Here is a 14,252-nt window from a genome sequence, read left to right as displayed (position 1 = left end):
ACTCATGGCAGGTTGGCTCACGCCTACCCGCGCGGCTGCGCGGGTCACATTGCACTCGTCCATCAGCGCGTCAAACGCMACGAGCAGATTCAGATCAATGCCATGAAAATCCATGAATCAAATATAGCTGTATATACGTCATTTGTTGGACAGATTTTTATCGGTCTACCAGAATCGGCCTTCTTCCACTTCAACCACCGAAAGCCGGACAAATGAACGACACCACACAGATGATGGCTGAGCGCCGCGCCACCGAAACCTTGTATCGCGCATTCAACGACAAGAACCCGGACCTGCTGGACAGCGCTGTGACTGCCGACTGGGATGACATTCCGCTGGCGCCCGGGCAAGGCCCGGGACCCGAGGGTTTGAAACCGATCATCCGCAGCTTCATCGAAGCCCTGCCGGACGTCCATATTGCCATTCACGACTTGATTCAGGTACCCGGGCGTATCGGTGTACGGGCTGAGATAACGGGTACCCATCTGGGGCCACTCTTCGGCATTGCGGCAACCGGAAAAAAGGTCAGCATCCGCATCCACGAGTTCCACGAATTCCATGAGACGCGTATCCAGCGAACCTGGCACCTGGAAGACTGGTTTGGCGTTTTCCTGCAACTTGGAAGCTTCCCTCCACTCGGCGATTAACTGGGAAAGAATTTGATGAAAGCACTTCGCATCCATGCATTCGGCGGCGCCAGCCAGGCGGATATTGAACATGCCGCCCTGGGCACACCGGGTGGCGGTCAGGCCCTGGTCCGCGTCGAGGCGGCGAGCGTGAACCCGCTGGATCTGAAAATCCTTGGCGGGTCCATGCAGCCTGTCTTTCCTGTCACTTTGCCCTATACGTTAGGCACTGACCTTGCCGGTGTGATTGAAGCCGTGGGTCCAGAGGTTGACCGGTTCAAGCCCGGTGACCGCGTCGTGGGAGGCTCGCGCCGACGGCGGGGGGTGCCTTCGCGCAGTCTGCCCTGCTGTCCGCAAGCGCGTTGTGCCTGGTTCCCGCTGAGATGAGCTACGAGCAGGCCGCAGCGTTGCCGACGGCAGCTGGTACGGCCTGGCTGGCACTGTTTGGGGCTGGAAAGTTAAGGGCGGGGCAGCGCGTGCTGGTTCACGCGGCAGCCGGTGGCGTGGGCAGCTTCGCCGTCCAGTTCGCAAGGCAGGCAGGTGCGCACGTCTTAGCCACGGCTTCTGCAAAGAACCACACACTGGTCAAAGAATTGGGTGCGGACGAAATTATCGATTACCGCCGTGATGACTTTGCAGAGCGTTGGCGAGACCTGGACCTGGTCATCGACACGATTGGTGGGGAGACTCTCGAGCGGTCGTGGCGAGTGACAAGGCCGGGCGGGACGGTGGTGTCGATCGTCGATCACACGATACAGCCGCGTGGAGATATCCACGGCGTCTTCGCATTCTTCAGCGGCGATGCTGCGGCATTGGCGCTGATTCTCAAGCGCTTCGACGACAAACGGCTCCAGGTGATCCTCGACACAATCCATCCGCTGGATGACGCCCGCGCGGCGCTTGAGCAGGTGGCCGGCGGTCATGCGCGCGGCAAGGTCATCATCCGCACGTCGCGCTGATCCGCGAGGCAATGGCGCCTTGGGACCTTCCATCAAAAACGCACGCTCAGCGGCTATCCCCTTAGAGCGCACGGGGTTAGCGCCAGACCGCATTCCAGCATTGGAGTCGAGGCACGTCCACACCGAATTTGCGTGGAACCGATGCCTACCCGGTATCAATCCAGTGGCTAACGTCCATCGCGTGTCACGCTGATCCTCGCTGCTGGATTCTTGCTCATAAGATACTTTTAAAGTATTCACGTACCAGAATCAAGATATTTTACAGGTAGCGGTTGTCTTCCTAGAATCGCCAACAACACCGTGAGTTGCAAGTTATTACAACTGATCTTTCCCGGTGGATCTCCTAAAAAAGGCCGTGAAGGGAAACGCTGGATTTGTGATCCATTTGTAGTGCGTAAGTCGGGAGCACCCGGCATTCGAGCACGACGCGTCAAGCCTTTTCGATGTCTGCATTTTTGACAAAGCGAGATACAGGTATGACACGCACTCGAAACAAGTGGTTACAACTGGTGGTGGCAATGGGCCTGGCTTTCTTTGGCGCGCGTCTTTTCGCCGCAGCTGACAAAGCCGCCGGCGAACCGCCCAGGGAGCAGGTAATTGACCTGGAAGCCGCGGGCACCGCATATCCCTTTGCGGTCTATTCCAACATTGACTTGCGCCAGCCGGACGCCGGGATTAAGCGTGCGGTCATTTTTGTACATGGCGTGCAGCGCGATGCCGACCGTTATTTTGGCGTGGGCCTGGGCTTGCTGGAAGCCGCGCGGCTGGACGCATCAAGCACGTTGCTGCTGGTACCCCACTTCCTGACGGCATCAGACACTTCGCCTGACGGCAATATCCCGCTTTGGCGCGGTGGCAACTGGATGCAGTGYCAGCCCTCCCGGGGCAAGGAGGCCATCAATTCCTGCGGCGTGCTGGACGATATCGCCCGCTATCTGAGCGCGGGCAAGCGTTTTCCCGTACTCAAGGAAATCGTTTTCATCGGCCACTCAGCCGGTGGACAGCTAATGCAGCGCTATGCCGTGCTCAACAACAGCGAGGAGGAGTTGCGCAAGTCGGGCGTCCGCGTGCGGTATGTAGTCTCCAGCCCGTCTTCCTATTTGTACCTGGATGACAACCGGCCGGAGGGTGGGAGCTTCAAGCCTGTGAACAGCATCCTTTGCCCCGGTTACAACAACTTCCGCTACGGCTTGGGCAACATGGTTCCCTATGGGCAGGGCCTGGACGGCGAACAGTTGTTCAAGCGCTATGCAGCGCGTGAAGTCCTCTACCTGGTGGGCGCGCAGGACAACGACCCAGCCTACGAGTCACTCGACAAATCCTGCGGGGCCGCCATGCAGGGCACAGACCGGCTTAATCGGCACAGGAATTACATGCGCTACGAACAGTTTTTAGCCCAGAAATGGCAGACACCCGTGACGCGTGCGGTCATGGTGGTGCCAGACGCGGGGCACGAAGCGGCCGAAATTTTTGAGTCCCGCGATGTTGCTGCAAAAATTTTCCATGCCGCCGGCAACTAGCGAACAGCCGGGACAAACAGGGACAAGCCGAACGAGCACAACAAGAAAAAAAAGAAGAAGCACAGAGACGCGCGGACACAACACCAAGACAGAAGACGAAAACCATGATGGAACCCTCACGCCTTGCCGCACCACGGCGAAAAATCCTCGCATCGCGGATCTGCGCAATGCTGGCCGCCGCCCCTTTTGCCGTCCATGCGCAGACGCCGCCCAGCGCCGGTACTCTTTTCGACGCGAACCGGCAACAGCTCTCGCCGACGGAAAATGCCGGCCCGCCGGCGGCGGTGCAGCGTCCTGCGCGCATCGAAAAAGAGGTGGAAGGCAGTGATGAGGGCCAGAGCCCCACCGCCGGCGGAACGGGCATCCAGGTCACGGGTTTTGTACTGAGCGGCAACCGGTCTCTGCCGGCATCCGAGCTGCAAGCCCAACTGCAGGAGTTTGTCGGCCGCGAGCTGGACTTCGCCGGGCTGGGCAAAGCCGCCGCCAAAATCACGGCCTACTATCGCACCCGGGGCTATCTGGTAGCGCGCGCCTACCTCCCCGCACAGGAAATACAAGGCGGTGTGGTTGCCCTCGGCATCCGTGAAGGCGTCATCGGCCGGGTGGTGGCCGAGCCCGATGCCAACGTGCGCCTGGACCCGGAACTGATAGGCCGACATCTCGCGGGACTACAGACGGGCGAGGTGATCCAGGAAAGCGACCTCGAAAACACGCTGCTGCGGCTCTCTGACATCGCCGGTGTGACGGTCAAGGCGGTGTTGCGGCCTTCGGCAGAACCGGGCGCCACCGACGTCATCGTCAAGGTCAGCGAGATGGGGGCGATCACCTCGCGCGTGAGCATCGACAACGGTGGCAGCTATTACACCGGTGCCAATCGCCTGTCCGCCAACCTGAGCCTCAACGACGCACTGGGCATGGGCGAAAGCTTCAGCCTGAATACGCAGCAAACTTTTGAAGGCCTGCGTATTGCAGGCGTTGGTTATGTGCAGCCCCTCGGCACGACAGGGCTGTCAGTAGGCGCGAATTTTGCGGGCCTGCAATACAACATCGGCAAAAACCTCAAGGAAGTAGAGGCCAGAGGTGAAGCCCGCGTGAGCACGCTGTTTCTCAACGCGGCGTTGCTGCGCAGCCGGCGCGCCAACATGAATCTGTCGCTGGCGACGGAATACCGACATTTCCAGGACACTACTGGCGGCACGACCGTTGAAAAGTCTGYCAACCTGATGAGTGCGGGCCTGTCTGGCGACTGGCGTGACGACTGGACAGGCGCGTCGGCGAACAACAGCTGGAACGCGCGTTTGGGTATGGGTCACCTGAAAAAAGAAACGCCCAACGACGCAGCACTGGACCGTTTCACGGCCAATGCGGCAGGCGACTACAAAAAGCTCAACCTGTCGTTCAGCCGCCTGCAGCAGCTTGGCGGCGGCTACTCCCTGCTGGGCTCGGTCACCGCGCAGTACGCCGACAAGAACCTGGACGCGTCAGAGAAAATGAGCCTGGGCGGCTCCGGCGGCGTGCGCGCTTACCCTGCCGGCGAAGCCGCGGGCGACCAGGGCATGCTGGCGCGTCTGGAACTGCGCAAGACCCTGGGTGTTGTCGGCAACTCCGTCGTGGAAGGTGCGCTGTTCGCCGATGCAGGGCGCGTGACCATCAACAAGAAGCCGTGGGACAACAGCGAAAACCGCGCGAGCCGCTACGGCTATGGCGTGGGCCTGAACGTCTACAACAAGGACCTGGTGTTCAATGCCAGCATCGCGGTGTCGCCCGGCGTCAATCCGGTCAGCGAACCAAAAAGCGCGCGTCGCCTGTGGCTATCGGTATCGGGTTCACCCCAGGCCTTCACGGGCCTGGCCTCCAGCAGCGGCAGCCGGGGTGAGGATTTCGAGGAGGCGGAAGACGGCATGCGGCTGTACGGATCACTGGGCATCATCCCCGAATACGTGAGCCGCTCAGGCGCGACCCCTGCGGCGCCCGCCGACCAGAGCAAGCTGGCCACGCCCAATGGGCGCAACATGTCGGGCTTCTGGCGTGCGCGCGACAATGTGTCGTATGTGGGCGCGCGTGGCGGCATTCCAATCCATGAGCAGTGGAAGCTGCTGTGGCAGTTGGAGCTGGGCCTATCACTGAGCGCGGGCGCGGCCGGAGACGACGCGACCCCGAACTGGACACACAGGCAAGAGCTGCGTAATACCGGCGTGGCTGTCGCCCATCCAGATGCTGGCACCGCGATGTACGGCAACTGGGACATGCCGCTCAAGGAAAGCACCTCTTCCTTCGACCCCTTCGGCGCGACCACCAGTGCGGCGCACTACAACATCATCGGGTCACCGGGCTTCGCCACCAGCATCACTAAAAACTCCGGCCCGGTGGGCACGGCGGCGGTGGAAAACAACGACGACGCCGCTTTCAACCGCCGCCAGGCCGGCGTGTTCGGCTACTGGACGCCCAAGATGGGCGGCTTCCAGCTCAAGCTGGCTTATTCGAACAACGGCATGAAGGCCGCGCCGGACGTTGATACAGGCTACCTCTACGGCGGCAGCCTGTCGTATGAGAACGGCGGATTTTCTGCTGTGGTTGCGGCTGAGCAGCATGTGAATTATTTCGGCATAGCCAGCCTGGGCCGCAACGCGCGCGGGGTAGGTACCAATACCCACGTCACGCAGGGCACTTCGTCCAATGACTACAGCGTGCGCTACGGCGTAGCCTACGATTTTGGCGATACCAAGGTTTCGCTGATCGCCGACGAACTGAGCTATGCCGAGTCCGGTGTCATCAACACCAGCGTCACTTCAAGCGACCTCGCCAGCTACCGCCGCCGCGCCTACATGGTCGGCGTCTCACACAAGATAGGTGCCTGGCAGTTGCGCGCCAGCCATGCCAAAGCCTTCGCAGGCGACTGCACCATGATTTCCGGCAATGGCGTGAACTGTTCGACGGAAGGTATGGGTGCGACCTCCCAGGCCATCGGTTTCTCCTATGCCTGGAGCAAGCAGCTCAGGATTTTCGGGCAGTACGTGCTGCTGCGCAACCAACCGCTGGCCAATTACAACTACGCCGTTGCCGGCGTGTTCGGCAGCGCAGGCGCAGGCACCACGATCCGCGCGATCGGTTTCGGTATCAACTACACGTTCTGAGGGGCTCGCATGACATACCACTCTTCCCCGGTTTTCCCACGTAAAAGCCGCCCGACGCTGACACCGCTGAGTGCAGCCATCCTGTCAGCGCTTTGCGCCATATACCCGGTACGGGGATATGCGCTGGACGCCAGCGCCTTACCTACCAATGGTCAGGTCACAGCTGGCAGCGGCAGCATCAGCCAGAGCGGCAACGTCATGAACGTGGTACAGGGCAGCGACCGGATGGTTGCTACCTGGAACACTTTTAACATCGGTAGCGCGGCCAAAGTCAATTTCGCGCAGCCCTCGGCCTCGTCGGTGGCCCTCAACCGTGTCACATCCAGCGATGCCTCGCAGATCATGGGCCAGCTCAATGCCAACGGGCAGGTCTACCTGATCAATCCCTCGGGCATCCTGTTCGGTCAGGGTTCAGCTGTCAATGTCGGCGGCCTGGTGGCCAGCTCGCTGAACATCTCGGACGGCAACTTCATGGCCGGCAACAACCGCTTTGAAGCCGGCAGCGCGGGCGGCGCCGTGATCAATGAGGGCAACATCGTGGCGGCCGACGGCGGGTACGTGGCGCTGCTGGGTGCGCAGGTGCGCAATGTGGGCAGCATCACGGCCCGTCTGGGCAGCGTGATGCTGGGCGCGGGCAAGAATATCACGCTGGACTTCAACGGTGACGGCCTGATCAATATGCAGGTGAGTGACCCTTCGCTGGGCGCCAGTGTGGTAAACCAGGGGCTGCTCAAGGCCAACGGTGGCCTGGTCGTCATGTCGGCCCGCTCCGGCGACGCGCTGATGTCCAATGTGGTCAACAACGAAGGCGTGATCGAGGCGACCAGCCTGCAGCGCCGAAACGGCACGGTCCTGCTTGACGGCGGGGAGGCCGGTGTTGTCGCCGTAAGCGGCCGTGTCGACGTCTCCGGCCGCGATGCCGGCGAAACCGGCGGCAGCTTCAAGGCTTTGGGCCAGTACGTCGGTGTGTTCGACGGTGCCCGAATCGATGCTTCCGGCGATGCCGGTGGCGGCACGGTACTGGTCGGCGGCAACTACCAGGGCAGTGGTACCGAGCGCCAGGCCGTCGGAACTTATATGGGGGAGGATGCCCGCATTCATGCCGATGCGCTCRGCAGCGGCGGCGGCGGAAAAGTCATCCTGTGGTCCACCGACAGCACGCAATTTCACGGCGGCATCACGGTGCTGGGTGGCGGGCAGACAGGCAGCGGGGGCCTGGTCGAGACCTCGGGCCATCACCTGGATGCAACGGGTTCGGTGGATATCAGCGCGGCCTCCGGCAAGGGAGGCACCTGGCTGATCGACCCCTACAACATCAACATTACGAGCACGGCAAGCGTCGGCGCGACTGGGAGCTCTCCTTTCACCTCCAGCGGCGCAGCCAGTTCCAACCTGAGTTCGGCCGTGCTCAACGCCTCGCTGTCCGAAGGCGCCAACGTGATCGTCCAAACCTCTGCGGTCGGCGGAACCTCGGGCGACATCAACGTGCTGGACAACGTCAAGGGTGTGGGAAATGCCTCTCTGACCCTGCAGGCGCACCGCAACATCATCATCGGCAGCGGCCGCACCATTTCCAACGGCACCGGCAAAAGCCTCAACGTCTCGCTGGTCTCCAATTACGGTGACACCGGCAACGGCTCTGTGGCCTTGACGGGTAGCACCATTACCACCAACGGCGGGGCCATCACCATCAGCGGCGGCAGCAACCCGCTGACCGGCTACGCCAGCACCAACCAGAGCAGCGCCTCGGGCGTGGCGATCACCAGCGGCGCTTCGCTGAGCACCAGCGGCGGCAACATCACGATACGCGGCGCCTCCACCTCGACAAGCTCCAGCAGCAGCGCGGTGAATATATCCGGCTCCACGCTCAATGCCGGCGGCGGCAACATCTCCATCCTGGCCAACGTCGCCAGTGCCACCGGGACCGGCGACGCCTTTGTGCTTACGGGAGGCAGTAACGTACAGACCAGCGGCGCTGGCTCCATCACGGTGGACAGCACCAACCTGGGCAGCGGCAACGGCACGCGTATTTTCAGCACCAACAACACCATGGCTGCAAGCGGTTCCGGCAATTTGACGATCAGCGGCAACGCAACCTCCGGTTTTGGCGTGCTGATCTGCTCGACGGCCAGCACCTCTACCCAAAAACTCAGCGTCGGCAGTGGCAATCTGACTATCCAGGCCAATGACAACGGCTTTGCCGGTGCCGGCCGCGGCGTCTACCTGGCGGCTTCCGGCAATGGCGCCGTAGTACTCAATGCAACGACCAGCGGTGCCATCACGCTGCGTGGTAGCAGCACCGGCAGTTACGGCACGGTGCTCAACTCGACGGGTTCCGGATCTTCCATCAGCATCTTTTCGGACGGCAACATCACGGTGACCGGCAACACTTCGGGCGGCACGACGCCGGCGCTGGGTTTGCTAAGYTCCGGCGTCGGTACGAGCGCGGCCACCGCCTCGCAGATCAACATCAACAGCACAGCCGGCGCACTCAAGCTGCTGGCCAACAACAGTGTGGTCAATCCCACTACCGGCTCATTCAAGGCCGTGTCGCTGGACGCCAGCGGCGCCTACGCCAGCATCAATCTGGGCACGCAGTCGGGCGCGCTGACGCTCGACGGCACCAGCTATTCGGGGCGTGGCGTTGACATCGCGCCGTCCGGTGCCAATGCGGCCATCAACATTACCACCGGCAGCGGCGCTATTGCCGTCAACGGCAACAGCACGAGCAGTTTCGGCGGCTACGGTATCTTCCTGAACTCCACCGGGAACGCGAACGGCGTCAACGTCACTACCGTGAGCGGTGACATCACCTTCAGGGGCGATTCCATAGGTACCTCGGACGCTATCTCCCTGGGCGGTAGCGCATCCAGCACCAACTCGGTCAACAACATCTCTTCGCAAGGCGGCAACATCACGCTGGTCGGCAACTTCCATTCGCCGAACACCGGGGAGCTCGACCACGGTATCGCCATCCAGAACGTCGCCAATCGCATCCAGACCACCGGTTCGGGCAACGTGACGCTGGTCGGCAGCGCAGCCGACCAGGGCAATGGCGTCAGCATCTATGGTGGCGGAAAGGCCCTGGTCAGTGTCGAGAACGGCGCGCTCGCGATCACCGGGAGCAGTGTTTATGGCGACGGGGTGGGCGTGCTGACTGGTAACAATGTCATACGCGCCACTGGAGGCGGTTCAGTGAGTGTGGCTGGCAGCTCCACCTATGGCAGCGGCGTCACCATTTACCCGTCGACGGCGACCAGTTCCGCCGCCATTTCCACGGTGTCGGGCAAGCTCTCGATCACGGGCAGCAACAGCGCGGCGTCTGCGGCGCCGGCAGTCCTCCTGCGCACTGCGGCCTCGGGAGCTGCCAACGGCGTCAGTATCACGTCGGGCAGCGGTGACATCGACATCAAGGCTGCGACAGCCGGCTCCGGCGAGGGGCTGTCCATCGTTGGCAGCAGCGCCAATGCCTTCAATACCATCAGCACGGGTGGTAATGGAAATCTGCTCGTATCGGGCTCCGGTGGCAGCTACGGGGTGCGCATAGACGGCGGCACCAACAAGCTGCAGGTGGAGAACGGCGTTCTGCTCATCAGCGCCAGTGCGCCGAGTGGGCAGCCCTTCAGCCAGTCTTCGGACGCTACGACAATTGCCGCCACCGGTTCCGGGGTTGTGCTGCGCAATCTCGGCGGCAAGATGGTCAGCAGCCTGACCAGCGCGGATTCGGCCGCGGCGACCGCTGCGCTGCAATCGGAAATGACTGGCAGCGACTGGATGGCGCCCCTTGCCGGCGACACTGCATCCCCGACCTCCAACGGCGGAACGGACAGGCTCACCATTTCCGTGGTGTCGTCCAATGCCAATCTCAATGCATCCGCTGCAGGCAAAGAAGATGCAACGCCTTGAGTCCGCGTCCCTCGCGGCGTTCACTGGCTCCATTCCACGCCGCGCCGGTCGGCTGTTGCTGGTTCCTTTGTTGCTGGTATCGCTGTCCGCTTTGGCTGTCGCTGCCGACAAGAAAGCCGGGCAAGCCGAGCACGACAACTTCCATTTTCTCGGCGAGATGAACAAGGCCTCAACCGTGATGGTGGTCGAGACAAAAATCGTCCCGCCAGAGCTCGGCAGAAAGATTGCGCGGGCGGTCGACCAAGTGATCAGGGACGGCAACCAGCCGGGCGCGAAACGCCCTGGGGATTACCTGCAATACGAGCCGCTGATCCTGGCGTTGGCCGGCCCCGATGGTTCGCGCATGCATTCCGGCCGCAGCCGCCAGGACATTCTGTCCACCACGCGGCGCCTGATGCAGCGGGAGCGCGCGCTGGCTCTGATGGACGCGATGATCCAATCGAAGGCGCAGCTGCTGGCCGTGGCGGAGAAGAACCTGGACACCATCGTTCCGGCCTATACCAATGGCGTGCAGGCCCAGCCCACCACTTACGCGCACTACCTGCTGGCCTTTGCCTCGGTCTTCGGGCGCGACAGCGCGCGCCTGAAAGAAGCCTATGCGCGCCTCAATATGAGCCCGCTGGGCGCGGGTGCGCTCGGTACCTCGAGCTTTCCGATGAATCGCCAACGCCTGGCGGAGCTGCTGGGTTTTGACGGTGCGGTGGAAAATTCCTACGACGCGGCTCAGCTCGGCGCGCTCGACCAGGGCGTGGAATTGGTGGGCCTGTGCAGCAACGCGGCGCTGATGATAGGCGTGCTGGTACAGGACATGCACACCCAGTACCACCAGACCGCTCCCTGGATCACCATCCAGGAAGGGAGGCTCATCGGAACCAGCAGCATCATGCCRCAAAAACGCAATCCCTATGCTCTTAACGGGCTGCGGTTGCAGGCCAGCGAGGTGGTGGGTAACGCCTTCACCTACCAGCTGGAGGCGCACAACGTCACGCCCGGCATGCCCGACTACAAGCGCGATCAGGTCGAGAAAACCCTGGACCTCACGACCAATGCCTTCGTGAAGCTGGCCGACCTGATGAACAATCTCGTCATTGATCGCAACCGCGCGCTGCAGGAAGTCGACGCCGAGTACTCCACCACCACCGAGCTGGCCGATATCCTGCAGCGCGACGCCGACGTCCCTTTCCGTGTCGGCCACCATTTCGCCTCGGATCTGGTCAACTACGGCCGCGCCAACAAGCTCAAACCCGCCGAAATCCCCTTTGACGTCGTCAAGCAACTGTATGCCGAGGCGGTAAAAGCCTTTAGCTTCCCGCAGACTGAATTCCCGCTGACGCAGGAGCGCTATCGAACGTCGTTGACCGCGCAGAACATGCTGGCCTCGAGCAAAGGCCTGGGTGGCCCGCAGCGCACGGAGACGGTCAGGATGCTGGTGGCCGAGAAGAGCCGGTTAGAGCAGGACGCCGCCTGGCTCAAGGCGCAGCAGGACAAGCTCGCGCGTGCCCAGTACAACCTGGACCGCACCYTTTCCGGGCTGGTCCAATGAGTTTCACGGCGGCAGCGGCGATACTGGCGCTGTCGGCCTGACGGGGCCATCGACAAGGGCACCATGGCTGACGATACTTTTTCGCTGGAGAACTTCGAATACCTGTGCTACTCCCGCCAGCAGGAGCCGGCTGCGCGAGAGCTGGTCAAGCTGCTGCTGCTCATAGACAGGAACTACGGCAACCTGGACGGCAACTTCGCGCTCAGCCTGTCGACCGCCATAGGTGCGCAGGAGCGTGACGCGCACGGCCTGACCCGCCTCACCAGCGCCATCTCGGCCCTGTTTTCCGATCCGACCTTTCATGTCTCGCCCGGCGGCTTCGGCCAGCTCATCAACTTCCAGCGCTGGTTGTCGGCGCTGTTCGCCGCCAGCGCCTTTGTCCATTGYGACCACATCCTGAGGTCGCTCAACTATCTGGGTTCCGGCGCGCCGGAGTTCCACGTAAGCGAGCGGGACCTCGTGAAGTTCTGCATCCTGTATTCGCCCGAATCGGAAATCCCGCTGGATGTGGAATTGCTGTGGCGCCAGAACAAAAAGCTGGCTGCCGCGCTGTTCGTGGCCCTGTTGTCGCCGCGCTTCCTCGGCTCGCCAGCCGCGCATTCCAAGCGGGAGGCGCTGCTGGCCTGGCTGCCTGCCCACCTCGAAGAAATCGAAAGCCTGGACACCCTGCCGGTAGGCATCCTGCATGACGTGTACATGCACTGCAGCTACGCCGACCTGGCCGACCGCCATGAGATCAAGCGCCCCATCAACCGGCTGGTTCGCAAGAAGCTCGAGGCGCTGGGCCTGGGGCGCGCTGCGCCCGCGCTCGCGCTCGCCGCGCAAAGTGCGGACAAGCCCATCATGCTGGTACTGCTCGAGTGGTTCTCCGGCGGGCATTCGATTTACCGCACGCATTCCCGGACTTTGGAGGCCGCGCGCAGGCATTTTCGCCTGGTGGCCATTGCTTACCCCTGCAACATCGACGAACTGGGCCGGGCGGTGTTTGACGAGGTGATTGATTTCGCTGCGCCCAATGACATGATCGCCTGTCTGCGCCAGCTGCACGCGCTGGCCGGCTCCCTCAGGCCTGCCGTGTTTTACATGCCCAGCGTCGGCATGTTTCCCATCACCATGTTCGCGGCCAATCAGCGCCTGGCGCCCGTGCAGGTGGCCGCGCTGGGCCATCCCGCCACCACGCATTCCGACCGTATCGATTACATCAGCGTGGAAGAAGACTTTGTCGGCGACCCCGCCTGCTTCAGCGAAACCCTGTTGCGCTTGCCAAAGGACGGGCAGCCTTACCGCCCGTCGGCCATCGAAGTCTCGCTGGCACGGCCACAACGGCAGGACTCGGTGGTCGTCAACATCGCCGTGGCCGCGACCACCATGAAGATCAATCCGAAATTCCTGGTGACCTGCCAGAAAATACGCGCGGGCTCACGCAAGCAGATACGGTTTCATTTCCTGATTGGACAGGCAACCGGCCTGATCTATCCGCAAGTGCGAAGGGTGATTCGCCGCTACCTGCCGGACGCCGAAATCTACGCGCACCAGCCCTACCCGGATTACCTCGCCATCTTCAATCGCTGCGACATGTTTCTGAGCCCCTTTCCTTTCGGCAATACCAACGGCATCACCGACGCGGTGACGGTCGGCCTGCCCGGCGTGTGCAAGACGGGGCCTGAGGTGTTCGAGCACATTGATGAAGCGCTGTTCCGGCGCTTGGGCCTGCCCGACTGGAGCATTGTCGCCAGTGTGGAGGACTATGTCGCCGCCGCCATCCGCATGGCCGACGACTATGCGGAGCGGGCCGCGCTATACCGCAGGCTGGAGCGGTCCGAGAGCCTGAACGCCCTGTTCGAAGGCCGCGCGGAATGCCTGGGCGAACGCCTGTATCAGATCTGGTCGGCGACGGCGGGCGAGGAGGGGTCCCTGCCCGACAGAGCCTGATGCATGGCTTGGCGGTCCAGCGCTTTTTCCCAGGCGCACACAACGACGCAGGCCACACAATTGCCGAGCATGTTGGTGAGGGAGCGGCATTTCATCAAACGCTCTATGCCCAGCAACAAGACTATGCCCGCGACCGGAATGAGATTCTGGCTGGCCAACGTCGCTGTCAGCGCGACGAAGGCCGAACCGGCGACGCTGGCGGCGCTCTTGGAAGTCAGCATCGCGATGCCCAGCAGTGACAGCAGCGGCCAGAAACCCAGTTCGACATGCGCCACCTGCGCCAGGAAGATCGCCGCCATGGCGATATAGATGTTGCTGCCGTTCAGGTTGAAACTGAAGCCGGTCGGCAGCATCAAGCGCACCACCGATTTGGCGCAGCCCATTCTTTCCATTTTTCCGACCAAGCCTGGCAAAGCGGCTATCGATGAAGCGGTGAAGAAGACCAGCAGCAGCTCTTCCTTCACATAGGCGACCAGGCGAAAGATGTTGCAACCAGCGGCGCGCGCCAGTAGACCCATCACGACGCAGACAAACAGGATGCTGACGAGATAAATCGCGCCGAGAAACTGCAGCAGCGGTAGCACCGAAGATGTCCCGTAACGGCCTATCATGAAGGCCACAGCACCGAAGGC

Annotated in this window: 10 protein-coding genes; 8 read left to right on the top strand and 2 right to left on the bottom strand. The window is 62.1% G+C overall.

Annotated features, from left to right (window positions below; genetic code table 11):
- Positions 1-114, bottom strand: a 114-nt coding sequence (locus AC1D1P_RS04165; protein ID WP_477672172.1) for a LysR family transcriptional regulator, incomplete at its 3' end; no start/stop codon positions are given.
- Positions 115-212: 98 nt separating this feature from the next.
- Between AC1D1P_RS04165 and AC1D1P_RS04160 the strand changes: the two genes are divergently transcribed.
- The 8 genes from AC1D1P_RS04160 to AC1D1P_RS04125 all read left to right on the top strand — a co-directional run bounded on the left by AC1D1P_RS04160 (position 213) and on the right by AC1D1P_RS04125 (position 13,620).
- A complete protein-coding gene (locus AC1D1P_RS04160; RefSeq protein WP_477668843.1) occupies positions 213-647 on the top strand; it encodes an ester cyclase in 435 nt (144 codons plus the stop codon).
- A gap of 15 nt (positions 648-662) precedes the next feature.
- Positions 663-1,013: an alcohol dehydrogenase catalytic domain-containing protein gene (locus AC1D1P_RS04155; RefSeq protein ID WP_477672171.1), complete on the top strand. Its 351-nt coding sequence runs from the start codon at positions 663-665 to the stop codon at positions 1,011-1,013.
- The gene (locus tag AC1D1P_RS04150; protein ID WP_477672170.1) at positions 1,010-1,585 is read left to right on the top strand and encodes an NADP-dependent oxidoreductase; all 576 of its coding nucleotides are present in this window, start codon (positions 1,010-1,012) and stop codon (positions 1,583-1,585) included. Before AC1D1P_RS04155 ends, AC1D1P_RS04150 begins: the two co-directional genes overlap by 4 nt.
- Positions 1,586-2,061: 476 nt before the next feature.
- On the top strand, positions 2,062-3,105 hold the full coding sequence (locus tag AC1D1P_RS04145; RefSeq protein ID WP_477668841.1) for an alpha/beta fold hydrolase: 1,044 nt from the start codon (positions 2,062-2,064) through the stop codon (positions 3,103-3,105).
- Positions 3,106-3,209: 104 nt separating this feature from the next.
- Complete coding sequence (locus tag AC1D1P_RS04140; protein WP_477672169.1) at positions 3,210-6,239, top strand: ShlB/FhaC/HecB family hemolysin secretion/activation protein; 3,030 nt, start codon at positions 3,210-3,212, stop codon at positions 6,237-6,239.
- 9 nt (positions 6,240-6,248) lie between these two features.
- On the top strand, positions 6,249-10,145 hold the full coding sequence (locus tag AC1D1P_RS04135) for a beta strand repeat-containing protein (RefSeq protein WP_477672168.1): 3,897 nt from the start codon (positions 6,249-6,251) through the stop codon (positions 10,143-10,145).
- Positions 10,132-11,688 (top strand): lyase family protein, encoded by a 1,557-nt coding sequence (locus AC1D1P_RS04130; protein ID WP_477672167.1) that lies wholly within the window; start codon positions 10,132-10,134, stop codon positions 11,686-11,688. Before AC1D1P_RS04135 ends, AC1D1P_RS04130 begins: the two co-directional genes overlap by 14 nt.
- A 63-nt stretch (positions 11,689-11,751) precedes the next feature.
- The gene (locus AC1D1P_RS04125) at positions 11,752-13,620 is read left to right on the top strand and encodes a peptide transporter (protein ID WP_477668837.1); all 1,869 of its coding nucleotides are present in this window, start codon (positions 11,752-11,754) and stop codon (positions 13,618-13,620) included.
- Here the strand turns inward: AC1D1P_RS04125 and AC1D1P_RS04120 are convergent.
- Positions 13,566-14,252 (bottom strand): cation:dicarboxylate symporter family transporter (locus AC1D1P_RS04120; RefSeq protein WP_477672166.1); only part of this gene is annotated, 687 nt, incomplete at its 5' end. The two genes, AC1D1P_RS04125 and AC1D1P_RS04120, sit on opposite strands and share 55 nt — an antisense overlap.

The organism is Polaromonas sp. P1_E1_2, assembly GCF_056406035.1.
Note: the sequence above shows the minus strand (reverse complement) of the source record. Positions and strands in the feature narration are given on the sequence as shown.

Bases quoted from the DNA above. Each gene is read 5' to 3' on its own strand.
- AC1D1P_RS04160 (WP_477668843.1), top strand. From the start codon at position 213: ATGAACGACACCACACAGATGATGGCTGAGCGCCGCGCCACCGAAACC.
- AC1D1P_RS04155 (WP_477672171.1), top strand. From the start codon at position 663: ATGAAAGCACTTCGCATCCATGCATTCGGCGGCGCCAGCCAGGCGGAT.
- AC1D1P_RS04150 (WP_477672170.1), top strand. From the start codon at position 1,010: ATGAGCTACGAGCAGGCCGCAGCGTTGCCGACGGCAGCTGGTACGGCC.